The 25,555-nt window shown below is 38.4% G+C and carries 29 protein-coding genes and 1 pseudogene; 7 read left to right on the forward strand and 23 right to left on the reverse strand.

The genetic code is table 11. The features are described from left to right. Positions 1–46: 46 nt before the first annotated feature. The gene (locus ACOKFD_RS03250) at positions 47–958 is read right to left on the reverse strand and encodes a phospholipase A (RefSeq protein ID WP_422859943.1); all 912 of its coding nucleotides are present in this window, start codon (positions 956–958) and stop codon (positions 47–49) included. 203 nt (positions 959–1,161) lie between these two features. Here ACOKFD_RS03250 and ACOKFD_RS03255 point away from each other — a divergent pair, with 203 nt between their 5' ends. Continuing rightward, positions 1,162–1,569: a response regulator gene (locus tag ACOKFD_RS03255; RefSeq protein ID WP_422859944.1), complete on the forward strand. Its 408-nt coding sequence runs from the start codon at positions 1,162–1,164 to the stop codon at positions 1,567–1,569. A gap of 37 nt (positions 1,570–1,606) precedes the next feature. On the opposite strand, the gene argE is transcribed toward ACOKFD_RS03255, so the two are convergent. Together argE and ACOKFD_RS03265 are read right to left on the reverse strand one after the other, a co-directional pair. Then, positions 1,607–2,773 (reverse strand): acetylornithine deacetylase, encoded by a 1,167-nt coding sequence (argE, locus tag ACOKFD_RS03260; protein ID WP_422859945.1) that lies wholly within the window; start codon positions 2,771–2,773, stop codon positions 1,607–1,609. Position 2,774: 1 nt separating this feature from the next. Continuing rightward, positions 2,775–4,178 carry a YfcC family protein gene (locus ACOKFD_RS03265; protein WP_422859946.1) on the reverse strand — a complete coding sequence of 468 codons (1,404 nt, stop codon included), beginning with the start codon at positions 4,176–4,178 and terminating at the stop codon, positions 2,775–2,777. 284 nt (positions 4,179–4,462) lie between these two features. Between ACOKFD_RS03265 and ACOKFD_RS03270 the strand changes: the two are divergent. Next, positions 4,463–4,786: pseudogene (locus tag ACOKFD_RS03270) on the forward strand (Dabb family protein). A gap of 18 nt (positions 4,787–4,804) precedes the next feature. Here the strand turns inward: ACOKFD_RS03270 and ACOKFD_RS03275 are convergent. The 6 genes from ACOKFD_RS03275 to ACOKFD_RS03300 form a co-directional block, all read right to left on the reverse strand. Further along, positions 4,805–5,914, reverse strand: a complete 1,110-nt coding sequence (locus ACOKFD_RS03275; RefSeq protein ID WP_422859947.1) for an MBL fold metallo-hydrolase — start codon at positions 5,912–5,914, stop codon at positions 4,805–4,807. 83 nt (positions 5,915–5,997) lie between these two features. Further along, entirely contained in the window at positions 5,998–6,750 is a 753-nt protein-coding gene (locus ACOKFD_RS03280) for a LytR/AlgR family response regulator transcription factor (RefSeq protein WP_422859948.1), read from the reverse strand. Next, entirely contained in the window at positions 6,731–7,819 is a 1,089-nt protein-coding gene (locus tag ACOKFD_RS03285; protein WP_422859949.1) for a sensor histidine kinase, read from the reverse strand. Before ACOKFD_RS03285 ends, ACOKFD_RS03280 begins: the two co-directional genes overlap by 20 nt. Before the next feature lie 10 nt (positions 7,820–7,829). Then, positions 7,830–8,630 (reverse strand): hypothetical protein, encoded by an 801-nt coding sequence (locus ACOKFD_RS03290; protein WP_422859950.1) that lies wholly within the window; start codon positions 8,628–8,630, stop codon positions 7,830–7,832. Beyond that, the gene (locus ACOKFD_RS03295) at positions 8,627–9,049 is read right to left on the reverse strand and encodes an ABA4-like family protein (protein ID WP_422859951.1); all 423 of its coding nucleotides are present in this window, start codon (positions 9,047–9,049) and stop codon (positions 8,627–8,629) included. Before ACOKFD_RS03295 ends, ACOKFD_RS03290 begins: the two co-directional genes overlap by 4 nt. A 169-nt stretch (positions 9,050–9,218) precedes the next feature. After that, positions 9,219–10,319: a hypothetical protein gene (locus ACOKFD_RS03300; protein ID WP_422859952.1), complete on the reverse strand. Its 1,101-nt coding sequence runs from the start codon at positions 10,317–10,319 to the stop codon at positions 9,219–9,221. A gap of 128 nt (positions 10,320–10,447) precedes the next feature. Here ACOKFD_RS03300 and ACOKFD_RS03305 point away from each other — a divergent pair, with 128 nt between their 5' ends. Beyond that, positions 10,448–11,701 carry a hypothetical protein gene (locus ACOKFD_RS03305; protein WP_422859953.1) on the forward strand — a complete coding sequence of 418 codons (1,254 nt, stop codon included), beginning with the start codon at positions 10,448–10,450 and terminating at the stop codon, positions 11,699–11,701. Positions 11,702–11,749: 48 nt separating this feature from the next. On the opposite strand, the gene ACOKFD_RS03310 is transcribed toward ACOKFD_RS03305, so the two are convergent. Beyond that, positions 11,750–12,205 carry a cold-shock protein gene (locus ACOKFD_RS03310; RefSeq protein WP_422859954.1) on the reverse strand — a complete coding sequence of 152 codons (456 nt, stop codon included), beginning with the start codon at positions 12,203–12,205 and terminating at the stop codon, positions 11,750–11,752. 241 nt (positions 12,206–12,446) lie between these two features. On the opposite strand from ACOKFD_RS03310, the gene ACOKFD_RS03315 reads away from it, so the two are divergent. Continuing rightward, positions 12,447–12,731 carry a GNAT family N-acetyltransferase gene (locus tag ACOKFD_RS03315; protein WP_298998850.1) on the forward strand — a complete coding sequence of 95 codons (285 nt, stop codon included), beginning with the start codon at positions 12,447–12,449 and terminating at the stop codon, positions 12,729–12,731. Between the two features lie 13 nt (positions 12,732–12,744). Beyond that, entirely contained in the window at positions 12,745–12,951 is a 207-nt protein-coding gene (locus tag ACOKFD_RS03320) for a (4Fe-4S)-binding protein (protein WP_422859955.1), read from the forward strand. Positions 12,952–13,149: 198 nt separating this feature from the next. On the opposite strand, the gene ACOKFD_RS03325 is transcribed toward ACOKFD_RS03320, so the two are convergent. Further along, positions 13,150–13,710, reverse strand: coding sequence for a DUF4251 domain-containing protein (locus tag ACOKFD_RS03325; protein WP_422859956.1), 561 nt, complete (start codon positions 13,708–13,710; stop codon positions 13,150–13,152). 74 nt (positions 13,711–13,784) lie between these two features. Next, on the reverse strand, positions 13,785–15,044 hold the full coding sequence (locus ACOKFD_RS03330) for an MFS transporter (RefSeq protein WP_422859957.1): 1,260 nt from the start codon (positions 15,042–15,044) through the stop codon (positions 13,785–13,787). Between the two features lie 19 nt (positions 15,045–15,063). Between ACOKFD_RS03330 and ACOKFD_RS03335 the strand changes: the two genes are divergently transcribed. Then, the gene (locus ACOKFD_RS03335; protein WP_422859958.1) at positions 15,064–15,642 is read left to right on the forward strand and encodes a Crp/Fnr family transcriptional regulator; all 579 of its coding nucleotides are present in this window, start codon (positions 15,064–15,066) and stop codon (positions 15,640–15,642) included. On the opposite strand, the gene ACOKFD_RS03340 is transcribed toward ACOKFD_RS03335, so the two are convergent. The 6 genes from ACOKFD_RS03340 to ACOKFD_RS03365 form a co-directional block, all read right to left on the reverse strand. Next, complete coding sequence (locus ACOKFD_RS03340; RefSeq protein ID WP_422859959.1) at positions 15,635–16,396, reverse strand: LytR/AlgR family response regulator transcription factor; 762 nt, start codon at positions 16,394–16,396, stop codon at positions 15,635–15,637. The genes ACOKFD_RS03335 and ACOKFD_RS03340 overlap by 8 nt on opposite strands. Next, positions 16,393–17,412, reverse strand: a complete 1,020-nt coding sequence (locus ACOKFD_RS03345; protein WP_422859960.1) for a histidine kinase — start codon at positions 17,410–17,412, stop codon at positions 16,393–16,395. The genes ACOKFD_RS03340 and ACOKFD_RS03345 overlap by 4 nt, the downstream gene beginning before the upstream one ends. Beyond that, the gene (locus tag ACOKFD_RS03350) at positions 17,409–18,410 is read right to left on the reverse strand and encodes a sensor histidine kinase (RefSeq protein ID WP_422859961.1); all 1,002 of its coding nucleotides are present in this window, start codon (positions 18,408–18,410) and stop codon (positions 17,409–17,411) included. Before ACOKFD_RS03350 ends, ACOKFD_RS03345 begins: the two co-directional genes overlap by 4 nt. Positions 18,411–18,504: 94 nt before the next feature. Beyond that, a complete protein-coding gene (locus ACOKFD_RS03355) occupies positions 18,505–19,959 on the reverse strand; it encodes a hypothetical protein (protein WP_422859962.1) in 1,455 nt (484 codons plus the stop codon). A gap of 166 nt (positions 19,960–20,125) precedes the next feature. After that, the gene (locus tag ACOKFD_RS03360; RefSeq protein WP_422859963.1) at positions 20,126–21,043 is read right to left on the reverse strand and encodes an EamA family transporter; all 918 of its coding nucleotides are present in this window, start codon (positions 21,041–21,043) and stop codon (positions 20,126–20,128) included. A gap of 99 nt (positions 21,044–21,142) precedes the next feature. After that, complete coding sequence (locus ACOKFD_RS03365; protein WP_298998860.1) at positions 21,143–21,472, reverse strand: hypothetical protein; 330 nt, start codon at positions 21,470–21,472, stop codon at positions 21,143–21,145. A 337-nt stretch (positions 21,473–21,809) separates the two neighbouring features. On the opposite strand from ACOKFD_RS03365, the gene ACOKFD_RS03370 reads away from it, so the two are divergent. Beyond that, on the forward strand, positions 21,810–22,328 hold the full coding sequence (locus ACOKFD_RS03370) for a YceI family protein (protein WP_422859964.1): 519 nt from the start codon (positions 21,810–21,812) through the stop codon (positions 22,326–22,328). Here the strand turns inward: ACOKFD_RS03370 and ACOKFD_RS03375 are convergent, their stop codons facing one another. The 5 genes from ACOKFD_RS03375 to ACOKFD_RS03395 are packed head-to-tail and all read right to left on the reverse strand — an operon-like array spanning position 22,329 to position 25,545. Further along, positions 22,329–22,763, reverse strand: coding sequence for a hypothetical protein (locus ACOKFD_RS03375; protein WP_422859965.1), 435 nt, complete (start codon positions 22,761–22,763; stop codon positions 22,329–22,331). A gap of 7 nt (positions 22,764–22,770) precedes the next feature. Further along, positions 22,771–23,031, reverse strand: coding sequence for a phosphopantetheine-binding protein (locus tag ACOKFD_RS03380; protein WP_298998863.1), 261 nt, complete (start codon positions 23,029–23,031; stop codon positions 22,771–22,773). Between the two features lie 2 nt (positions 23,032–23,033). Beyond that, the gene (locus ACOKFD_RS03385) at positions 23,034–24,311 is read right to left on the reverse strand and encodes a beta-ketoacyl-[acyl-carrier-protein] synthase family protein (RefSeq protein WP_422859966.1); all 1,278 of its coding nucleotides are present in this window, start codon (positions 24,309–24,311) and stop codon (positions 23,034–23,036) included. Further along, complete coding sequence (locus tag ACOKFD_RS03390) at positions 24,301–24,750, reverse strand: 3-hydroxyacyl-ACP dehydratase FabZ family protein (protein WP_422859967.1); 450 nt, start codon at positions 24,748–24,750, stop codon at positions 24,301–24,303. The genes ACOKFD_RS03385 and ACOKFD_RS03390 overlap by 11 nt, the downstream gene beginning before the upstream one ends. A gap of 12 nt (positions 24,751–24,762) precedes the next feature. Next, the gene (locus tag ACOKFD_RS03395; RefSeq protein ID WP_422859968.1) at positions 24,763–25,545 is read right to left on the reverse strand and encodes an SDR family oxidoreductase; all 783 of its coding nucleotides are present in this window, start codon (positions 25,543–25,545) and stop codon (positions 24,763–24,765) included. Between the last annotated feature and the right edge of the window lie 10 nt (positions 25,546–25,555).

Consider the following 25,555-nt stretch of genomic DNA (forward strand, 5'->3'; position numbering starts at 1 on the left):
AAAATCTATTTTAGTTATACTTTAAACTTTCTTTAAAGGTATTTCTCTAACGCCATCGTATCAAAGAGAATCCCAAACCAACTGTGGTTTGTCTATAATTGTAATCGATAAGATTTTCCCCATACCCATGAAACACTTGTGCATGTAAGTAAAGATAGTCTAGAATACAGAAGGAATAATCCAATCGCAGACTACCTCTATTGTCATCCCCTCCTTTTAAGGAATGTCTCAAAGCCAAACTAACCGAGTGCTTGTTCTTGGAATAAGCCGTTAGCAATTCGGCTCTACCCACATAGTCCTCAATATCCGGATTATTATCTTCCATGGCTTCCTCTTGAATACGAATCCATGGAGTCAATACTACGCTCAGGTCCTTGGTTTCCCAGCCTGCTTGGAAAACAATGCGATTCCAGCTTCTTGAAAAGGGATTGGAACGTCCATTGCTTTGATGGTTGTATCCAGCTCCGAGATAAACACCGTCCAATCCTAAAAAAGAATAGGATACTGGCAAGACCACCAAAACCTCGGGCTCATAATTGGTTTCCCTAAATGGGCGGGAAATAAGACCATTATAAAATTGCCATTTGGACAATTGGGTATACGCCGCCCAAATATCAATCTTTTGTTTCTTGTTTTTGTTCAAACGAGCAATTCGTGTTTTAAAACTAAGCTGGAATGTCAGTTCTGCGTTATTGAATTCTGTTGGTTCGGTTACCGTATTTAGAGGATTATCACTTTGGGGTAGGTTGTTGATATCATCTATGTAGTTGATGGGCAGCAAATAAACCGGCTTGTACGGAAGTATTTTAAATGACTTTGCTGTATCATTTTGAATCAGCCATCTATCCGATAAACTGGTACCGGAAATGGATATTAGAGATTTATCATGTTGGCCATATCCGAAAAACAGAATAGTCAGCAGAAAAAATTGCAAAGTAATTTTGAAACTTCGGTTCATTAGTTTGGTTGTTGAAACACAAAGTTAAGACTCTCAAATCATTATAAATATCTGTTACCATGAACCGAATTGGTTTCCAAAAACAAGTGCTGAAATTCATGATTATTATCCACTCATAGGCAAATCTTTTCATTTTATCCAGAATTCATTGCATTTATTCTTAAAACCAGTAAGTTAGAATTCCCAAACAAATCTATATTAAAATGAAGCTTGACCTCGTAATTGTTGACGACTCCAACTTATGGCTATCTCTCGCAAACAAATTAGCGGAAAACCATCCGCTTGTAGGTAGGATTGAAACTTTCAATGACTCTATTGATGCATGGGTGTACTTGCAACTAACACGACCTGATTTGGTTATGACCGATATAGAGATGCCAGGGATGAACGGATTATCTTTTTTAGAGATGTTCGGAGACAAACTACCTATCATTTCCAGCTCTACCAAACAAGGCTATGCCATGCATGCGAAAGAATTAGGCTGTATTGATTTCTTACAAAAACCTTTCTCCAAAAAAATCTTTAACAAGGCTATTTCTGAAGCACACGGAAAATGCTATAGTAGGCTTAAGACTAGAAAAAGGAAAAAGTTCAGCACAAACCTTTGGTAAAATACTCGATTCTTAGGATTTAATTGGTGATTGCCTGTTATGAGAAATTTACCGATGATAGTTCGGCAATCAAACTTTCCAACATTTTAACTCCTTTAGCCAACTGGTCCTTTTCAATGAATTCATCTGCCCTATGCGCTTGGGCTATTGACCCTGGTCCACAAATAGCCGACTGAAAACCTTCATTGGCAAACTGACCTGCTTCCGCAGCATAGGATACCGTATCCAATTTTGAATTCCCTGATATTCGTTTTATCAAGTCCACTACGTCATCATCAGCTTTGGTATCCAAGTGGGGAACTGGTGGATGATGCTCAACCGTTTTGATTGAAAAGTTGGGAAATACTTTACGGAGTTCCTCTTCTCGCGTTCTACAATAAGCTTCAAATTCGTTTACAATTCCTTGGATATCGTCTTTGGGAATGGTTCTTAAATCCCAATAAAAATGAGCTTTGTCCGCTATCACATTGGGTGCAATCCCACCATTTACCAAACCAATATGAATGGTGGAATGTGGCGGGTGAAAACGTTCGTCCAACTGTTTATCGGAAATTAATTGATTCATTTTGCCTTCTAACCACAAAATCAATCGCATGGATTCATGGATAGCGCTTACCTCCTGTTTAATCCGACTACTGTGTCCTGCAGAGCCGTTCACATAGGTTTCCAGAATATAAATGCCTTTTTGCCCAACTATGGGTTCCATCATGGAGGGTTCACCTATAATGGCATACTTGGGGGTTTCTGTATAATGTTCGTTAATAGCTCGTGCCAATTCAGGAGCAGCCAAACAGCCTACTTCTTCATCATAAGAAAAAGCAAAATAAATAGGCTTTTTTAAGTCCGCTTTAACCATTTGTGGTAAAACCGCCAAGCAGCAAGCTAAAAACCCTTTCATATCACAAGAACCCCTTCCATACAATTTTCCATCACCTTTATCCGTAAGCACAAAAGGGTCTGTAGTCCACTCCTGCCCTTCAACCGGTACAACATCCGAATGTCCAGAAAGAATTACTCCTCCATCCAAAGCAGGTCCTATACGGCAATGGAGAGAGGCTTTGTTTCCTTCTTCATTAGGCACCAAATAGGTCTCTACGCCAAAAGATTCCACGTATTCCTTTATCCAAAGGATAATACTCATATTGCTTTCACCTCCCAACACAGGAAATGAAACTAGTTTTTCTAAAAATTCTTCTACGGTCATACTAACTATAATTTGAGGCTACGGCTACTATCAAAGCCAAAAAGGCAATGCAAAGTAAGCTGATAAGCACGGGAAATATAAATCGAATCCACCTATCAATAGGAACACGGCACATGCTGAGCATGGCAATCAGTCCTCCTAGGGTCGGGTTAACCAAATTGGACAACCCGTCTCCTATTTGAAAGGCTAAAATGGTGATTTGCCGAGTCAATCCCAAAGATTCTCCCAAAGGGAGCATTACCGGTAAAGTGGCCAAGGCTTGTCCACTACCCGATGGAATAAAAAAGTTGATTGCAGTTTGGGACATAGACATACAAATGGCCGATGCATATAAGGGCAAATCTTGTAAAAGCACGGATAATTGGTAGGATATGGTATCACTTATGTTTCCCATTTCCATAAGTACTTTGATTGAAGTGGCAAACCCGACCATGAATGCTCCCGGTGCCGCTACGCCTACGGCTTTTAGGACCGTTTCGCTCATTTCTGTGGCACCCATCTTTGAAACCAAACCGCTTAGCAAGGCAATCATTAAGAACACTGCAGAAAGTTCATTGATGTACCAGTGTAAATTGAAAACACCATATAAAATAATAATAAGACCTATGGTAAAAATGGAAATCACCATCCAATTCCCCCGGTTCAAACTGTATTCATTGACAGGTTTTGAAAGTGCCAGTTCCGACACATCCAACCCTTTCCCCAAGCTCTTATTTGGGTCAAGAGTGATTTTTTTAAAGTACCTCACGTTATAGTAGGCCATTATACTCAGGGCTGATAGACAAAGAACACTACGAAGCAATGCTCCAGAAAACATGGGTAGTTCGGCTATCTTATGCCCGGTTCCCACCGTGTACGGATTGATGGGCGATAAACCAAACCCGATAGTCATGGCACCTACTGAAATCCCTGCTGCCAAAATTAAATCCCCACCCAACGCCAGGCTCAAAACCGCAGCAATCGGCACCATAGCGATATTGTTTTCGTACCCCACAGAAACTCCCAGTATACCATAAACAAAAGTCATGATAACGATAATGAGATGTTTCTTTCGCAATCCCAATCTATTTACCAAGGTCCCCACTGCATTCTCTACAGCTTTGGATTTTTCCATAAAGCCGAACATAATGCCACCTGAAAGCACGATAAAAATAATTTCAACCGCAGCCTTAAAACCTAAAGGTATTGCACGGAACATATCCAAAAGACCTATTGGGGTAGATGGAATTGTCTTATACGAATCAGGGACCACGGTACTCCTACCATCTACTAAAATGCGTTCATAGGTTCCCGCGGGCAAGATGTATGTCAAAATACTGACTAATACAATTATCCCAAACAACATGGTGATGGCATGTGGAATACGACTAAAAAAAGATGGGGTGCCGGAATTGGATATATTCATGAATTAGAGGAAGTACAAACTGTATCTCTTTTTTGGAGTGTTAATATAAAGGGAATTTCACAAAGGACAGGGTAAATTTTTGAATAATGTTTTTTCGAGATAGTTGATAGTCAGCTTTGGACCTATGAAAAGAATAGATACCTTTTTAAAAAATTACGACAATGACCTATAAAACCGGATTTTTAAGCTGGGCGCTTTTTGCGGCTATAGTGGGAAACTTATCTTCCTGTAAACAAAATCAAGAAAATACTGAGCAGGCCACTGAAGTGGTGGAGCAACCGAAAATGGAAATCCAAGAAAAGGTATTGCGCCATATGGTTATCTTCAAGTTTAACGATGATTCAAGCGAAGCAGAAATTGAAAAACTGAACACAGCCTTTATCAAACTTCCTGAAGCTATTCCTGAAATTGTGGATTTTGAATGGGGATTAAATAACAGTCCAGAAGATTTTGACCAAGATTTTACCCATTGTTACTAAGTTACCTTCTCTTCAGAAAAGGATAGGGATTCCATTTATGCGCCCCATCCTGCACATAAAGCGTTTGTAGAAGGTCTTCAACCTCATTTAGAAAAAGTATTTGTTGTAGACTACTGGACCAATCTGTAAAAACATTGTCTTTACGTTTTATTCTTCATACGCTTCCCACCAGGGATTCAATGCTATGTCCTGTTTGAAAAATATCGGCTCACCAATTTTAGGAGCAACCATTGCTACTCCGAGTTCACTGGATTTCTTGGCAACACGTTTAATAGGGTCGGTCCAAGTATGCAAAGCCAATTTAAAAGCTCCCCAATGAATGGGCATGATTCGTTGGGCTTGAACGTCCACCCCTGCTTGTGCCGTTTCTTCAGGAAACATATGGATATCAGGCCATAACCTATTGTATTGTCCACATTCTATCATGGCAAAATCGAAAGGACCGTACTTTTCGCCAATCTGTTTAAAATGTTCAGCGTAGCCACTATCTCCACTAAAAAAGATGTTTTCGCCATTGGATTGAATTACCCAAGAACTCCATAGGGTTTTCGCCCTATCGGAAAATCCACGACCTGAAAAATGCTGGGCCGGCGTACATACCAGTTTTACATCATCATCTTGAATCTCTTCCCACCAATCCAACTCTACAATGCGCTCTTTTTCCACTCCCCATTCCTCCAGATGAACCCCTACACCTAAAGGGGTATAAAACATCTTGACCTTCTCTTTTAATTTCTGAATAGAGCCGTAATCCAAATGGTCGTAGTGGTCGTGTGAGAGGATTACCATATCTATTTCTGGGATTTTCTCCACCTCTATAGGCAATTCGGAACTAAAACGTTTATTGCCCAACAAAGGATGTGGAGCAGGAACTTCTCCAAACATGGGGTCTATCAGAATTACTTTATCCTGTAATTGCAAAAGGAATGAAGAATGCCCAAACCAATATAGTGTGGATGGCGCGTTAGAGTTCACAATCTGCAAAGAGTCCATTTTAACCACATCCAAACTCGTTGCAGGAACTGAATTGGGTTGTTTGCGAATAAAACCTATGAGACTTTTCATCATATCTCTAAAGCTCATATCCATCTTTACCTCGTTGGTATTTACAAATATCTCATCCTTATAATTTTTGGATTTGGCATATTCCTTTTTCTGTTCTTCGGTAGCCTTGCCTCCAAACTGAGGACTTAGATTGACAAACAAGACTGTGATGAATACCAACAAACCGATTATGATTCCAATTGCTGCCAGCATGCGTTTTATAAATTTTAAAATTTTGAATCTCATTGAATACCAAGATGAAAACAGGTAAAAGTAAGCTATATCTGCTTCAACGGCTATCGATTAAGCCACTCTTTAAATTCTGAAGTTTTCGGCCGGCTTACAATAAACTCTTGTCCTCTGTCTTCTACTATGGAAAGTTTTAACCTATGGTTAAAATACTTTGCTATTTTGGTTATGGCTGTTTTGGCCACAATCTGGCTTCGGTTAATGCGAAAGAACTGAGCATGGTTCAAGGTAGTAAACAACTGGTCCAAGGTTTCGTCTATAATTACCCGTTTGTCTGAGGTGACCCCAAACGAAATACTATCCTCAGAATACACGTATAACAAATCTGAAATTCGAAGCTGGGCAAAGCCGTCTCCTTCTTTTACCAAAATACCCTCTCTCCTATCTGTTCGCTGCAAATCTGAAAGAAAGTTTTGAAGCATGGCAGGGTCCAGATTCGGTTTTTTGGTAGCATTGAGAAACTTGTCCAAAGCTTGTTGTAAATCATTTTCTTGAATGGGTTTTAAAAGGTAATCCACACTATTTACCTTAAAAGCACGAATGGCATATTGGTCAAATGCGGTAGTGAAGATTATGGGACATTGCACCTCTACTTTTTGAAATATTTCAAAACTGAGTCCATCGGCTAGTTGGATGTCCATAAACACCAATTCGGGCAAAGCATTCTTGTTAAACCAAGCTACGCTATCTTCAATGGTATCTAAAATATCCAATACCTCATGCTCAAACTCCAGTGTGTTCAGCAGATTTTGCAGCTGATTCGCTGCCCGAGGTTCGTCTTCAATAATCAGGATTTGCATAGACATGTTTTTGGTCCGTAGCGTTCAACAAGGGTAATTTTACAGTAAACGAGCCATCTTCCCCATTGATTTCGACTTCTTTATTGGCAATGAGATGATAACGGCTTTCAATATTCTTCAATCCCAGTTTGGTAGTTGGCAATTGTGTTGACTTGGGCCTTATTTTATTGCTGACCGTTAAATGTCCATCTTTTGCCACCACTTGAATCAATAAGGGTTTGGCTTTGGAAACCACATTGTGTTTTACGGCATTCTCCAGCAGTAGTTGTAGACTCATGGGAATGATCATTTGTCCTTTTAGGTGCTCCGGCACCTGCCAATCCAGTTGGAGGTTATCTCCAAAACGTTCTTTTTGAATATGGATGTATGCCTTGGCAAATTCCAATTCTTCACGGAGTTCGATTACATTGGCGTTTCCCGCTTCCAAAATAAAACGATACACTTCAGATAAGCGGTTTACGAACTCCTTGGCCTCCTCCCTTGTGTTTTGGTCAATGATATCACGAAGTGTATTCAAGGTATTAAAAAAGAAATGCGGTTGAGCCTGGTTTCGTAAGGTATCCAATTGCGACTGTACTATAGCTCTTTTGGCCTGTTCCTCTTCCTGAATGGAATTCTTCAAAAGAATATAGTAGTACACAGCTTCATAGATGGCCATGGTCATGGTACTTATCAATATTATGGGCAATAGAATTCTGGAGCGCAAAGGATTGTTATAGCTCTCATTAAAAATCAAACCTAAAATGGTGTTCCCCATATAATCCACAGCTATCACCGTGAACACAATGGAAAGAAAAAATAGGGGAATTCTTATTTTATTGTCCTTTAAGCTTGGGTATTTTTTACGTAAAAAAATCAAGATGGTCCGCATGATAAGCCAGTTGATTGTTGAAAACATTAAGGAAACGCTCCAATTGATTGTGGCTTCAATAAAGGGAAGGCGGGCAAAAGAATTTCTTGAAAACATGATATCCGTTAGGAAACTTAAAAGAATGATTCCTACAACGACGAACCATCCATCATCGAAACCCAAATGCTTTATTCGCTTTGCTTTGTTGAAAAAACCCATGTTTACCGGTTTACAGCCTTACCAAAGGTATACCCTGTTTAGCTTGATAGAATGTGAACGCTATCCATGAAGCATATAACAATCCAAAAAGGATAACCACGATACTTTTTGACCTATTGGAAGCTTTCCACCTATTGGTAAGGGCTACTGCGAATAAAGGAATTATTTGAATGCCATGCAATCCGAAGAAATGTGCAATTCGTAAATCGCCAGCAATGGTACTCCAGTTAATCCATGGTAAGCCTTCTCCCCCATCGGGAACACCCACATTGTGACTCATTTGGCCAATCATTTGACCACCTACCCAGCTACCAAAAAACACAACCAGCCATCCAATCAGTATACCCCATTGCACATGTCGTTCCGTCTTAAGTCTTAATCGTATGGTCTCTATTATGAAAAACACCATGGTCATGACTATGATACCAATCAAGAGTCCCATGCTGGCAAACAATAGACCATCAAACAAACTGGATTGGTTATAATGCGACTGAACGCCTCTAGCGGCTTGGAACACCACTATACAAATTTCCAAAAACATGGTCCAAGAAATGATATTGTTTATAATGTTCTTCTTTCTCCTTGAAAAAGGATATAGGGTTATTAAAAAACCCGAAGTCAAAACATAAATACCTCCAGAAAGGGAAAACTTCATGGGCTTTACCCATACGTTGAGGCCTGTTAGCATCCTATCGTCAATCATCCAACCGAAAAGACAAAGCGTGGCCAGGGCAAAGTGAAACATTCCAATCCAATATAGAATAGGGCTTTCGGTTCTTATGGTCCGTAATACGTTTTTTAAAGATTTCATGATCTAGACGTTTTTATGGTTTTAAGAATAGTGAAGAGAAGAAACCCTACTGGTCCTAACATAAAGGTTGCAAAGAGACACGGCGCCATAAGTAGCTGATGAATACCTAGGGTTCTGTTCTGATTAATCATCCACATTCCGATGAGCAAATCGAAAGCCAGATAATGTACCCATCCGGCCATTACAGCATCTTCCAATGTAAAAAGGGACATTACGGCGGATAGACTTCCAAAATCCAGCCCTGCTCCAGATTGTATATGCAAACCGATGTAAAATGCATAAAACAAAGAGAGCACCAGCGGTATTACTTTGTAGTCAATTAAAAATCGGGTAACCTTCCATTTGGGAAGTATAATCAGGAGGAGCCACATGGGCATCGCCATCATATTGGCTGCGGAGAAAACTTCAGCATTTGTCATTGATGTTTGGTTTTATGGTTAAACACGAACCAAAAATCAATGTTTGGACAGGAAAAAGGAAGGTGAGTTTATTGAACCGTCGTTATCGGTTATTGAATTGTTATGTAAAAAAGGACAGCTCCATCCAAAAATTGGTTAGAGCTGCCCAGCTGCTATTGATTCAATGAAATCACTGAATTTTTAAACCCTCTGAATTTGGAAACTTGCCGGTAACCAACCAGCCTCCAAAGTTTTCGGAAACCGCTAGTAGTAAGGTGTTTTCTCCTTTCTTTAAATTAAGATAAACCGAATCGAATAGGCCAATAGTTCCCAAGTATCGATAGTCGCGGCTTCTAAAACCATTATTCCCGCGATAAATGGGCTTACCATTTAGTAGCACTACTACCCTATCACTATACCCGAATTCAAAAAGTCGAGTCGCATCCCTGCGGGAATTAATATTTATTTTTGCGAAAACGGTATTGCCAGGGATATCTCCGCGTAGTTCGACTTTACGGGAAATGTTGGCCGCCACCCCTTCTTCCAGCACTAATGTTTTATTCCATTTTCTGTTATTTATTAGGGCTTGTAAAGATTCAGGATTCTCCAATAGTTTTTCATCGAACTTATCCGAAATCTGCCATTGTTGAATTGCGCCTTTAATAGGTTTTCGAGCACCAGGATTGAAGTCTTTGATTTCATACTCGTCATTTTTTATGATAAAGTTTGCCAAATGGACTCCAGCATTTAGACCACCAGTAAACCTTAGGTCGCCAGCTTTGGCATCATGAAACAAATTCCATGATAAATTGGGTTTTTCACTATTATCCAAAAAAACTTGTGCTTTGTCCTCATGCACCACTATTTTAACATGCATCCATCGGTCTACAGGGTAGGTATAGGTGAAAGAATATTTTGGTCCAAAATGAAGTTGCCATGGCGATATTCCATTAAATAAGGCAGTAGCTTGATTGGCATCAGGATTGCCCGACTGATGAGGTCGAACATAAAATTGCTCTGCATTGCTCCCATTCGCCCTAAAGTAAACACCCGGAAAGCCACGATTTCCAGTCATATAAATGTCGTACTCTATTGTACCATTTAAAAAATCCGCATCTTTTAGGGACATAGAGCCCGCTTGTAAATAAATAGCATCTTTTCCCTTAAACGGCTCGAATACATGTGCCCTTGCATCAATGTCCCAATGGACCGTGTCCAATGGTATGGTCTCTTGTGAAAAAACCATAGACAACTGAAAGCAGGCAACGGCATATACTAATACTGTTCTCATGTTTTTTGATTTTTGATGGTACTAAGTACGTTTTTAAGTCAGAGAGGGAACGAAACAAGTTCGTTCAAGTTGATTCATTCACATTCATGCTTTGGTTTTTTTACAATCTTTGTGGCAATTAGTAAGGCATGCACGACGACCAATATTATGTACAATACTGTATACAACACATTGAAGCGAAATTGGATTGGGGACCTTCCAGTTTATGGCACAATGATATGTTTGTTGAGCTTAGTGAACGGATTCAGCAAGAAACCAAAGTACTACTAAGCCCAGTTACGTTAAAAAGAGTATGGGGTAGGATAACATATTCAGGCGCACCTAGTATTACTACATTGAATACTTTAGCCCAATTTTCTGGATTTGAAAATTGGAGAGATTTTAAGGTTAGTATACCCAAAAAAACTGGTTCGGGACTATTAAAAAAGGTTCAACCCAATTTGGGCATTATCATGTTGAGTGCCTCTGTGATGACTGTAGTATTTATATCGTTCTTCTCTTTAAAAGGAGTACCATCAGAAAAGGAACCTATAGATGCCTCTAAGGTTATATTCAAAAGTAGACCTATTTCACAGGGTTTGCCCAACTCAGTAGTCTTTGACGTTGATTTACAAGGAATTGATTCCGATAGTATTCATATTCAGCAGTATTGGGATCCTAAAAAAACCATTTCATTGACCAAACATCAAAAACAAGCAACCGGTCAATATTATTTTCCAGGCTATTTTAGGGCTAAACTTTTAGTGGAAGGAGAAGTTATAAAGCAGCACGACCTATTTATTAAAACTGAGGGTTGGTTAGGAACATTGGATTACGGCCCTATCCCTAAGTATTTTGAATCCTCCAAGGTCCATATCAATAAACTATCATTCCCTGAAGAAGCTTTCACTGAAATTATCTCTAATGAAAAACCGCTTACTTCAACCTTTCATATGGTAAAGGCGTTTGACTCTATTTCCGGAGATAATTTTGAGCTACATTCGGTACTTAAGAATACGTATAATGAAGTATGGGCAGTTTGCCAAAAAACCTCAATCATTGTTTTGGGAACGAAGGGCGCTATGGTGGTCACATTAGGTATTCCTGGATGTGCATCAGAACTCTGGGTAATGATGAATGATACTTTTATGAATGGAAAAAAGCATGACCTTTCCCATTTAGGTCTTGATTTGTCTACCAAACAACAAATACACCTAAAAGTGGAAAAAAAGATACTTCGGGTAAGTTCTGGAAATAAAACCCTTTTTCAAGGAGAATATGCAGAAACTTTGGGTAGAATTGCAGGAATTCGGTATCGCTTTCTAGGTGCTGGAGAAATCTATCAAAGCACCCTCTCTAATTTGAAAGGTGATACACGTATTGATTTTATGGAAACAAAGTAGAGTAGTAAATCAGTATTGAACTGCTTCCAAAAAAAGAATGCCCGCTTATTATTCCTGAAGCTTTACTTGAACAGCATTCATTCCTTTGAGTCCCTTTTCAAGAAGAAAAGTCACTTTGTCATTTTCACTGATTTCGTCAATTAAACCAGAGACGTGAACAAAATGCTTTTCGTCGGTATCAGAATCCATTATAAACCCGAATCCTTTGGAAGTATCGAAAAAGGCTACCTTCCCTTTTCTTGTAGGATCTAAGTCTTCGTCGCTTTCTTCTTTTTTAGGGATACCCAATTCTATGGTAGACGCATCAATCTCTTCCTTTTCTGTGGGTTCTGGTGGTGTATCCGTTAAATTACCATATTGGTCAACATAGGCAAAGGGAATTCCACCGCCACTTTCTTTGCTTTGGGCTTTCCGCGCTTCGCGCTTTTTTTGCTTTTCTTCGCGCTTCTTCTGTTTTTGTTTTTCTTTTTCGTTCTTACTGTATGTTTGCTGTGATTTAGCCATAGGATTCTTTGATACCCTTAAATTAAAACTATTTCTTAAAACTTCACACTCTTATCAGGAAAATACATAGAAAAATTGTTTAGATTTTTCAGAAGTATATTCCACTATAGTTGTTTTTGATTTTAGTACATTGTAAAAGAAAGCCATTGGGGCTTACCATTTAGAATTTAGTACAAAAATGTAAATTAAGTCAAAACTTTTAAGGTTTTGCCCATAGATTGATCATAAACTTTAAACCGCTATGAAAATCGAAATAAAAGAAAGGGAAAACAAAGGATTTGCCATTGCACGTGAAAATGGCCAAAAAGCGGGACTAATGTCATATTCCATTCCTGCCAGTAATTTTATTATCATAGATCATACGGAAGTTGAGGAAGCTTTTCAAGGCAAAGGCGTTGGAAAACAAATACTGTATACCATTGTGGGCATGGCCCGCGAAAAAAACCTGAAAATTCTTCCGCTTTGTCCATTTGCAAATGCTATGTTCAAAAAGTTGGAAGACATTCAAGATGTACTAAAAAAATAAAAACCCGAACAAAATGGCAGAAGCAAAAGAATACGCAAAAGGAGATTTCACTGTGGTTTGGAAAGCAGAAAAATGTGTTCATGCCGGTGAATGCGTCAAAAGGCTTCCTGAGGTCTATAACCCAAAAGAACGCCCATGGATAAAACCGGAAAATGCATCGGTTGAAGCATTAAAAAAACAGATTGATGCATGTCCGTCCGGAGCTTTGTCCTATAAATAGTTTTACCACGACTACATTGGAAATTGGAAATACCATAAAACACGCTTGAATCGAATATTGGTTTTCCAGGCTCAATCCAAAATATAGATTTTCAACAAAAAAATAAGTAGCTTTTAGCCTTGGCCAATATTTTACATGCCAAATAGATAATTTGATGTATTATAGGTTTATATCTCCTGTTAATACTCAAACAGTTTTTCAGTTCAACTGTTCTTCAGTTTTCTTAAAATTCCCGGTGTAACTAATGGGAAAACGATGTGAGCTGTTGATATTAATATTGCCTTTTTTGTTAGGAAAAAACTGCGCGTTTACCTGATAGGTTTCTGTTTTATTTTTGATATCAAACGCTAACGTATAACCCTTTTCGTTTTTATCCATTTTCATATTCTCCGGAATTCCTTCAAATTGAATGGCATTATCGCTGCCCAAATATCCCGCGCCTCCCAATTGGCGTTCCCCAAAATATGGAAAATAAGCCTTGATACTGTCCCCAGACATTTTAAAATAATTGCTATTACCAGTCATGTCGATATTGTTGTTTGTACTACCTGGGGGAAGCAACCCTGCATTTGCTATGCTGTTTAAACTATTGGTTGTCAATGGCCTAGCCCATCGCGCATTAAATTCAAAAGACTTGCTATTAACAATTGTTTCTAGTTCTTTCATCTGTTTAGCAGTAATCTCTGGCGTTGAGGTAGAAGCACAACCCATTGCTAAAACCATTACGAATAGCATGATTACTTTAAAAATTGATTTCATTTTCATCATTGTTTTTCCTTAAAATAAGAAAGACTACTCAAAAATGAAACCATTTTAACTTTTACGTAAGAGCTTTAGTCGTCCTTCTTTGTAAAACTCATTTGATAGATCAAGTACATCAAAGCCAAAACGGAAACTCCAGAACAACAATACATTACCAATGGTATGCGCAGAACATTACCTTGGTAATACCCCCCTGACACAAAGGCTCCCAAACCTATTCCCACTTCAAGGGCGATATACATGGTAGCAATGGCCCTTCCTTTTCGCATTGGTTTACTTAAATCTATGGTCCAAGCATTTATTGCTGGAGATATAACCCCCATGGCCAGACCATAAATTCCCGCCGAAAGCAGTAGACCCTTTACAGATTTTAAATGACCTATTAGAAATGTAGATATGATAAGGAGCATTATTCCTATAAGCATAACCGGTATTCTGCCATACCTATCTGAAAATGTACCCGCTATCAATCGCACCAAAAGCGAAGAAACGGTAAACACAATAAAAAAGGAACCCTTATTGGTCAGCCCCAAATGTCCACTCCAATCTGGAATCAATGTAAGTACAACACCAAAAGCCACATAAGTCAATAAAGTGACAATACCAGCAGGAATTGCTTCCTTGGCCAATATTTCATCTTTTTTTATTTTCAGACTTGCAACACTAAACTTGGTTTTCTCTTTAAGAGTTTCCTTTAAACCCATCATTAGTAAAATGGCAATGAAGGCTAAGAGTGATGAGCTACAAAATAGAACTTGATACGAAAAATAAAGTTTGATTAAACTGCCAAGAGCAGGTCCTAAAGCCAATCCTGTGCTGAAGGCAATTCCTTGTATGCCCATTGCCTCTCCAAGTCTTTCAACTGGGACTATGTCAGATACATAAGTAGAGGTGGCAGTTGGTGTAAATCCTGTGGAGAAACCGTGGAGCAGTCGCAAAAGCAAAAAAGATAATACACCTACTGTAAAACTGTACAACACACCACAGGCAACGCATACCAAAGCTCCAAAAACCATAACAGGTCTTCTTCCAATAGTATCGGTTAACTTACCACTGAAAGGTCTGGACAAACCGGCAGTCAACGTAAATAACGAAATAATTAGTCCAATGTATTCAGCCCCTCCAAGACTTGTAAGGTATGCTGGCAACTCAGGAATAAGCATATTAAAGCTTGCAGAAAAAAGTAAAGAGGCCAGACAGACCTGCATAAAATGTGAGGTGTACATTCTAGGTTTACTTGCTTTTTTTGCTATTTGACTGGACATTGCCATTGAGATTCTGTTATTTTGAATGGTAAAGAAATCGTTTCCACAATAGGAATAAAAGGACATTTGTCCCAAGCTCTAAAAAATGATTCGAACCAATAAGGACTTCATTGTTTATGTTGATAAGCTTAGAAAAAAAAGCGGGAATCAAATTAATGAGCAGGTTTTTGAGCCAAAGACAACAGTCTTGAAGCAAGATAGGCGCTACAATTCTGTGTATCTCATCAGACAAGGAATTGCCAAATGCTATATTACGGATGAAAATGGCAAAGAGTTTATACAGGAGTTTCTGGGTGAGGGCATGGAGTTTGGCGAATTGGAGATATTTAGTAATAACCTAACCATCTGCTCAGTAACTTCAGTAAGCGAGTTAGAAGTCTATTCCTTTTCCCATAGTACATATAGGACTTTATTGGAAGAAGACCCCTTTTTTAATCAACTTGTGATGAAAGCGCTCGCGGATAAAATACGCTATAAAGCTCCAAGACATTCTTATCAACATTCCTACCCCATTAAAGATAATATTCTCCGTTTGCAAAGATTGTTTCCTGAGCTTACCGAAGTACTTCCAAAGAAAGATATTGCCAATTACATAGGCGTAACCATACGAAGTCTAAACCGTGCATTGAAAGAGCTGAAACTAAAACAAGAAAACTCTAAGTAAGTCCTTCAAACCATTTTTTAAAATCGGTAACCTTTTCTCGACTCACTATAATCTCTTTTTCAGGTTTTGATTCGGTAACGAGTTTAAGGCGTCTATTGGAATATACGAGTACATCATTAATGGCATTTAAGTTTACCAAGTAACTGCGATTTACCCTAAAGAAGAGTTTTGGATTTATCATTTCTTCCAATGTTTCGAGTGTAAAATCCAGCATATACCTTTTTCCATCATGGTTAATGAGATAAACGTCCCTGCCTTCAGCGTAAAAAATGTGTATAGATTCTGTGGATATAGAATTCAAGTGATTTCCCATTTTTACCAAAAACCTATCCTTAAATGTTTTTTTTCCAACCAACTGTTGTAAGGAATTAAGTTTTGTAGTGTTCGCGTATTGTGACTTTACCGTGTCCAATTTTTGTAACGCCTTGGTCAGGTCTGTGAACTTTATTGGTTTTAGGAGATAATCAATACTATTTACCTTAAAAGCATCAATTGCAAACTCATCAAAAGCTGTGGTGAATATGATAGGCTTATTGAGCCGAATTCTATTGAAGATTTCAAAACTAAGTCCATCAGACAACTGAACATCCATAAAAAATAAATCGACCTCGTTTTTATGGCTTTCAATCCATGGTATTGCCATGTCCAAGGAGGGCATAATGTTCAAAATTTCAATTGCCCCACTGTATTTTTGAAGATAACGTTCAAGTTTCTCTGCGGCCAGTGGCTCATCTTCCAATATAGCTACTTTCATCCGAGTTGGATTTTTGGTAATTCAATGGTTCTCACATCTTTATCCAGATACATTTCAAAAGGTATTGGCGCAAGGTTTTTATAACTTTTACTTATTAAATATAAATCATTGATTTTAAATGTTTTATTCAACTTTTCCTCATGTTTAAATTGAAGTCTAATTCTCTGGTCTTTTAGAGTCATCTCAATCAAAATACTTTGAGATTCGGAAGATATGCTGTACCTAAGAATACATTCACATATATACAGAAGACTGCCTGGCACTACGTATGTATTTTTTACGTCATAAGCTTTAAACTCAATCTTTCGAAAGGGTAGACGATTTAGTACTTCAATAAAATTTTCCAATACAGCAAGCTCCTCTTCAATACTTACTATTTCCTTCTTTTTACTGGATAAAATATATCGGTAAACCGATGCAAAATCTTCCGTTAAGGATTCGGCCGCTTCTACATCTTTCTTCATCAGGACAAGAATTGTTTCTAAACTGTCTATTAACAACCTAGGGTTTATGTCTTGTTTAAATGTTGAGAAATCCTCTTCCATTTTAACCCTAGCCATCTCTTCTTTTTCCAACTTTTCTGTATTTATAATATGAAGAAATTGATTACTGATGTATAAGAGAACATAAAACACCGCTATAGTAGCAAAAATGCTGTTGAAAATAAGGAGCTCTGAGTAATTTGGCGTATACGATAGTACCTGAGTAAAGTAAATGTACATAGTCAAGCTCACCAAAATTATGGTAACCACTAAAGTAGTTCCCAGATGTAAAAGTGATTTTGCCCAAAAGGTTTTTGGCCGGTTCAAACGATTGAAAAGGACAATAATGATGCGGGCAGCTTCCTGAATAATATAAGACAATCCAATGCAGACATAGAGTTCCTGTGTGAAAAAATTTGAGTTTAAGTCCTCTATAGTGTTGTTAATCAAAAGGATGAGCAAATACACCAGACTGCCGACGAACAAAGGACCCAGCATACGAAAAAGTGGATGGTGCACAAATAACCTTTTCATGACAGTATAGGTATTTTTACCCTGAATTGTGAATTGATATCTTCTACAAGGATTGGTTTGTTCGCCAATAGTTGGTAGCGAGACTCTATATTCTGAAGACCTATTTGGGTTGATTGAACTCCTTTTCTTTTCTTGGTGATATTGTTTATTACCTCCAAAAATCCCTTGTCACCTATAATTCGAATTTTCAACTCATTTTCTATGTCCGCAACGTTATGCTTCATTGCATTTTCTACTAACATTTGCAGCGTCATTGGCGGTATTCTAGTATGCAATATGGACTCGGGGATATCAATTTCCAGAGCGATACTTTCTTGAAAACGGGTCTTCATCAAAAAGCAATATGATTTCACAAATTCCAATTCTTCAGAAACCTGAACCAAAGTGTTTTGATAGTTGCTAAGGGTATAGTCATAGGATTTTGCCAGAGCACGAATAAACCGTTCAGCCGCATTTATATCTTTAGTGACCAAAGTAGATAGGGCATTTAGGCAATTAAATAGAAAATGAGGGCTTAATTGGGATTTAAGTGCTTTTAGCTGCAGTTCGGTTTGCCATCGCCTTATTTTTGACTCCAGCAATTGACCTTTTACATATTGCTGGTAAGAATAAAAAGCGAAGTAAATGATATTGTAGACCAAAACTACGCTGAACAACAAGACCAACATTTTCACAAAAGCCATTTCCTCTTTATTTGAAAAGAAACTGTAGCCGGGATAAATCTTTTCATAGGCCCGTAGACTCAGATAAACAATCCCGGTTCCCACAATCAAATGAATTACAATTCCGAGAAGCAGTCTCAGTCCTGTTTGTTTTTTCCAATTAATACTCTTGTTAAGAAATTGATTTATGAAATGAAATGTATAACTGATACCTATACCAAGAAAGCCATTAAGAAAAACTTCTAAGAAATTTGGTTGTTCCTTGAAATTATGAAAGGCATAAAAAAGAATACCAATGGCAAAACCTAAGGTAACGATAAGAAGGTGTTTTCGCATGTTTGGTCTGGTGAAAAAAGAATCCAGTGGCCTCATACCACCAAAATACTCATATTTGAATTATATCAAAACGGCAGCTTGGTGAGTACCCATATTATTGAATGGCATCTAAAGCTCTTCTATAGTGGGAATCAGAGTTTATGGAACGACACGTATTAAGATAGGCCTCCTGAATACTTGTCCCACTTTGACTGACTTGATCTGCAAATCGGACCAAAGAATCGGCTTTGTGATGATCTGAATCAATTCTTCTGATGGCTTCAAACATTGCCATAAGTTGTTTGTCATTAAGGTTCAATTTAGAGGCATATCTAAGCACATCGGCGGTATGGCTATCAGAGCTAACTCTGCCTAGAGCAGAAACAAAGTCTTCGGTATTTGAATCGGAAAGCTGTTGTTTTTGCACCAACTTCTTCAAAACATTGGCTTGATGGCTATCTGAATCCATATATCCCACACATTTAATAACATGGGAAATAGCAGACGACTCTAAACTTCCTTTATTCACCATTTTTGACAAAACATCGTCAATATGATAATCCGAACTCATGCCCTCCAAAGCATTCAGAAAGGTGTGCTGCCCACTTGATGGTAAATTGCTGTTATTGATTGCAGTTTTCAATACATTGGCTCTATGGTGGTCGGAGTCTATACTTTTTGAAGTAGAGGCCAAAAGTTTAATGTTACTATCGTTCAGGGAATTGCTTTTGAGCGCAGTTAACAATACGCTGGATTTATGATGGTCCGAATCAATGTCTTTTGCCACAACCAACATAGATTTCATTTGATTCTCCGTTAAATCCCGTTCCTTGATGGATTGCTTAAGAACTTCCGCCTTATGGTGGTCAGAATCAATTTGGGATGCTGCATTTATATAAGCAGAGATGTTTGCTTCAGTTGATAGAAACCGTGATGTATTGCTCTTCAGGATATCCGCCCTATGGTAATCCGAGTCCACATCATTCTCAATAGCTTTAAGCACTAGAGCTATGTCAGGATTCTTTAGGTTTTTCTTTAGAAGTAGTTTTAAGTAACGAGATTTAACGTGGTTACTATCCATATACCCCACCTCCTTAAGAACGCCATATGCCCCGCGTTTTTTGTAAATCCTATCCACCCGTTGTTGCGAGCCCAAAGTTGTGGTACGAACCACATCCAATAGGATTTCCGCAAGCCATTTCTCCCCTTCACCTTCAAAGCTTTTCTGAGAGCTTCCAACATAGTATTTTTTGATAAGTCTTCCAGAGTCATCTGGTTCTATGAAAATGCGTCTTCTACTTCCAAAAGCCGAGCGCTTGATTTCCATATACCCTCCTGGAGAAATGTACGCTATATCTTTATCGTCTTCAGAGAGTTTAATTTCACCCTCATATTCCACACTAAAGTTCTTTCCAAATGGGTTGCTTACAGAAATAGAGGTTTTCCCTTTATTGCTGATTCTTACAGATGTACTCTTTTGTTGGGCGGTAATGGAATTACTGCCAAACAGAAGAAAAAGTAAAATAAGTTTGGCAAATAATACGGCAAGGATTTTTGTAAGTTGTTTCATAACTGTTCGTTTTTTGATTGATGATTGAATTGTGATTGATGTTTTTGATTGATAGGACAAAAGTGTCTTAAAACGAACTAAGTAAAAAATGAAATGTAGTGAATTGGCCCTTTTTTGTGTTGAATCGTACATGGTCAATTGAAACATGTCACAAAATCAAAAAAAGCTATTTTTTGAATCGCTCAAAAATCGCCAGGGTCTTTTTTGTATTAATAAAATAGACACCTGTCAATAAAACTATCGCAGCCACAATGGACTGGTTTGTAATTTCTTCCTTTAAAAAATACCAGCCCAGTAACATGGCCACTATGGGATTGACATAGGTAGATGTAGCTACCTTTTCTGGCGAAACAACTTTCAATAGATAATTGAACGAAGTAAAGGCCAGTATACTCCCAAAAATGACCAAAAGCACCATAACCAGTTGAACATTAAAACTCCAAGCTATAGGATTTGTCCATTGTTCACCAAAGCCAACACTCATTAAAGCCAAAATTATTCCTCCGGTAAACATTTGGTATCCGGTATTTACAAAATAGTTTTTAGGCAAATCCGCTTTGGCAACAAAAATGCTCCCGTAAGCCCAGCTTAGCATACAGGCAAAAATCATTATCATTCCCAAAATGGAATTTTCCTTGGAGATTATCTGTTTTTGACTGACCAGCAAGTATATTCCGATTATTCCAAAAAAGACCCCGATCATGGACATAGGCTTGATTTTTTTACCTTCTAAAATCCACATCATTAGTAAAATAATAAGAGGTTGAGAAGAAATCTCCAGTGCTGCAAAACCTGTATCTACATAACGAAGTGCCCATACAACCATACCGTTCCCAAAACTTAAAAAAAGAAATCCAGCAAAAATGGTATTCCACAACTGTTTTCGACTGATTCTTATTTCAATGCCCATTAGTTTGGCCAGAAGAAAAATAAGAATGCCGGCTGTCGTAAACCGAAATGAAGCCAACATAAAAGGAGGAAGTTCCAGAACAGCAATTTTATTGAGCAAATACGTGGAACCCCATATTACATAGATTGCAAAAAAGGCAAGAATGATAAGTGTCGTGTTCCTGGACTTACCCATGAGACAGTATTACTTTGGTATACAATAATACTGTGGATTTCAGAATAATCTGAAATATTAATTCATTCGATATAAAGAAAAATAGGAATTACCTGTAAATCAATAGTATTTGTTAGTGTCCAAAAGATAAGCAGCCATATCGCTTTCTAATTTTTTAAAGCTGCGAAGATGTTTCTTAACTTCCGAATCCAAGTTCCTTCCTATGGCTTTACTCCCCTTTAGAAGTCCCATTATTTGGTTATGTCGGTTCGCAAAACTTTTAAAATCTTGTCGCAACTCGTATAATTTCTCAAAACAAGACCTGTTATTGGGTTCGCAGGTATAGGAGCTCAATTTTCGGGATAATCTAAGCATTGCCATGTTATTTCTTTCCAAACGAACAAGCAATTCTTGGCTAGGGATTACACTACTAGTTGTTGAATCATTCATGGTTTTGTTTACTTATTAGTGTTTTGCAATCGCTACCCTTAAAATACAAATAATCCTACATTTTTACTCAAAATTAACTTCATTTTCTGATTTTTAACACTACGACAAAAATAGGGCCTTCATATTCCATTTATATGAATTTCAATGTTTTATAATTTATTTTTTGATAAAGCTAGGCAGCGCTTAACGCCAAGGTCACAGAAAAATAAACAAGTCTTAACTGCCTAAGAGAACTATTTTCAGCCATTTAAAGTGTTAAACAAAAGTAAAAGAAGGATAAACGTTCTCGCTTTTCACTTTCGACATGAATATGTACATTTAGCAAAAAGATTACGCTATGAAAATGCTCACCTCTTTAGTACTTATTGCACTTGTCTTTTTCAAAACAAACCTACATGGGCAAAGCACGGGCAAGATAACTTCTGCAAAAATTACATTTGAATTCGTTTCAAAAGAAGTCAAAGGTACTATTGAAGGCTTTGAGTCCCAATCCAAAATCGATTGGCAGAATTTGGAGAATTCCTATTTTAAAGGAGCCGTGCAGTCCAAAACACTGGATACCAATAATGGTCTGCGTAATTGGTCCCTGAGAAGCGGTAAGTATTTTAATGTAGATGATTATCCTAAAATCACCTTTGAGAGCAAACGAATACGAAACGAGAATACTAAACTTTTAGTAACCGGCAATCTCAATATTAAAGGCGTTGAAAAAGAGATTACCATAACTTTCACAAAAAATGGACAACAACTCGTAGGCACCACCTCTCTATATTCTATTGATTATGGAATCAAGATAAAGAAAAGGCGAGAGGATAATCTTGTGAAGGTAAAAATGGTCTTTGAAACTGGTTCTTAATTAAGGATGCTCCTTTCCGAAAATCATGACATATATTCTTCCCACACCCCAATTTCCGAGCGGAAAATATAGAGCAAAGAACAGAGCCATACCTAAACTAAAATTTCTAATGTTAAAGAATTGATCCAATAGATTGTTTGGATATGCATAGGAGGTCTGCAAGGCATATCCCCCAAACTCCAATAAACCCATAGCAATCAAACCATAAGCGTATTGTGCATGGAAGGGAAGACCCCTCAAAACCAAAGAAATTGGCACCATATATAAAATGTAGCAGGTGATCACTTGCCACCAATAGGTGAATTTTGCAATTTCCACCTGAGCCCCAAACCAATTCATCCCAAGGCCCCATAAAAAATATACCGTACAATAGATAAGCAATAATCGCTTATCCACATTCACTTTTTGCAATACGTACTGTACAAATTCCTTCATTTTGTTTTTAGGGCTTTGATTCAATTTTTGAGTCCACAATCCTGAGGGCATCCTGCACGGTTTCCATTTGATCCATATCCTCATTTTCCAACATGATGTCAAAAGCATCCTCTACATCCAAAACAATATCCACAAGGTTTGCAGAATTTATATTCAATTCATTGATAAAATGGCTTTCCAATGAAATGCTTTCTGCAGAGACGTCGTCCGGCAGATAGTTCGCCACAATGCTTTTAAGTTCTTCGTACCTCTTTTCTTTTTCTGACATTTTTAGTTTTTCAAATACTGCTTAAAAATAACACAGGCATTTACATCACCAAAACCAAAACTGGCTTTGGCGATTATTTTTGGCCTATGTCCAAAAGTCTTTTGGGGTATTCTAGATTTATCGATAGTTTTTAATATCTCCGGATGCAGATCATTACAATTTACATTTCCAAAGATTTGTTGTTGATGGATTTGAAGGACTGTTCCAACGCATTCAATACTTCCTGCAGCAGCCAAGCAATGCCCAAACATACCCTTGAATGAGTTGATATAGGGAAAATCTTTTCCTTTTCGATTTAAGGCCGCGCTCCAGTTCTCAATCTCTACTGGGTCTTTGGTGGTTGCTGTTAAATGCCCGTTGATTACATCTATATCCTCTTCAGAAACATCTGCATTTCGGATAGCTTGTTGAATACAATGCTGAACAGCTGTGCTATTGGGAGCTGTCATGCTGCCCCCTCCTCTATGGCCACCACTGTTTACTGCACCCCCCAGAACTTCGGCATAAATATGGGCATCTCGCTCCAAGGCACTTTCCAATGATTCCAAAACCAAGGCTCCAGCCCCACTTCCAGGCACAAAACCAGACGCCGAGGCGCTCATTGGCCTACTAGCCGATTCAGGATTGTCGTTATAGTTTCTTGGTAAAATTCGCATGGCATCAAAACCGCCCCAAATGTATGGACCGCTATCACTGCAACTCCCCACCAGCATTCGCTTCGCTTTACCGGATTTAATACGGTCATATCCCATTAAAAGCGCTTCAGTACCTGTAGAACAAGCAGAGGAGTTGGTAGTCACTTGGTTTCCAAAGCCCAGCATACCACCCAAAAAAGCACTTATGCCACTAGCCATGGTCTGAATCACCGTAGTGCTTCCCGAACGTCTTACGTTTCCTTCATCAACCGCATAGATAGCATTTCTAAAACGGTCCACTCCCAACATACCCGTCCCAAATACCACCCCGTTTTCCCAATTGGGTTCATCCTCACCGGCCGTATTAAGACCAGCGTCCTCCCAGGCATCTTTTCCAGAAATGACTCCATAAATCAACCCAGATGCTTCCAATCCTCTTAACTGGACATTAGTAAAGTATTTGTTTAAATCAATTGATTCAATATTCGGTTTTCCAGCTATTTGACACGAAAAATTTAGTTCCTTCAAATCTTGATGAAAATGGATGCCACTTTTACCATCTGCTAAGGCTTTTCCAAAATTTTCAAGGCCAATTCCGTTTGGAGCACATACCCCTAAACCTGTTATCACCACCCTATTTTCCATTTCTTTCAGATTTTAGCATTCCGGCCAAAACGCCTTTACATGCAAGCTCTCCGTTTTGATTGTATAGTTTCACCTTACATTTAAGTTTGCCAAAGCGGAAATATACCTTTTCCGATTCTACCCGTACTGTTTCTCCGGGATAAACCGGGATGTAAAACTCCATCTCTGAACTCGACATCCCTATTTGAAGTTGGTTACCATCCATATCCTTTCCCAAAAGGAAGATTCCCAGACATACAAGACCTATCTGTGCGCAGCATTCAGTTAAAATAACTCCAGGAGTAAGGGGAACATCTTTAAAGTGACCTTGATAAAAGTCCATTTCCTTCTTAAAGATGAAACGTCCCACTACGCCTTCAGAATGAACATCCAACAATTCATCCACAAACAAAAAGGGTTGCGAATAAGGCAGTAAATTGAGAATTTCAGTCTTTTTCATTCTTAAATAGTATTACCGTAGGCTCTCCCCGCCATCTACTTTTACAATGGTCCCGTTTATCCATTTGGCTTCTTCCAAAGTCAAGAGATACACGGCGTTGGCAACGTCCTCAGGCATTGTCAATCTTTTAAATGGATTTCTCTTTATGGCTTGTTCTTTCAATTCGGCACTGTTGGGAATCATTCGAAAGGACTTGGTATTTGTTGTCCCAGCCTGAATACAGTTGACCTTTAAGCCAAAGGGAGCGAATTCCAAAGCCATACTGCGCACTATGGACTCTAAAGTAGCTTTGGCAGCTGATACAGCGGCATACCCTTCCCAAGCTTTTGAACTTCCCTCACTGGTAAATGCTATAATTCTAGAGTCTTCTGCCAACAATTCGTTGCTTAAAAGGGTTTTTGTCCATTCATACAGATTGATACCCATGGCTTGAATGGTATGTTGAAAATCAGATGTGTTCAATGAAGCTGCTTCATCAATGTTTAAGGGTTTCAAATTGCCTTTGGCAATACTATGCACCAAAACATGCAGCTTGTCTCCTTTAAGCAATTCCAGCATTGCAGCAACTACTTCCTGAGTCTTTTCAGGATTCAGAGCATCTTTATTGAAGGTGTGTAATTCAACTCCGTATGAGCGCATTGAATTGAATTCATTTTCTATTTCTTGAAGTTCTGACCTTCTATCGCGATGCAAAATGAAAAGGTTATACCCCTCTTTTGCTAATTTATGGGCCGTGGCTAGCCCCAAGCCACTGCTTCCGCCCAATATCAAAGCCCATTTAGATGAATTTTTCAACTTAAAACTA

It is taken from the genome of Flagellimonas ulvae, assembly GCF_049333175.1.
GTDB lineage: Bacteria > Bacteroidota > Bacteroidia > Flavobacteriales > Flavobacteriaceae > Flagellimonas.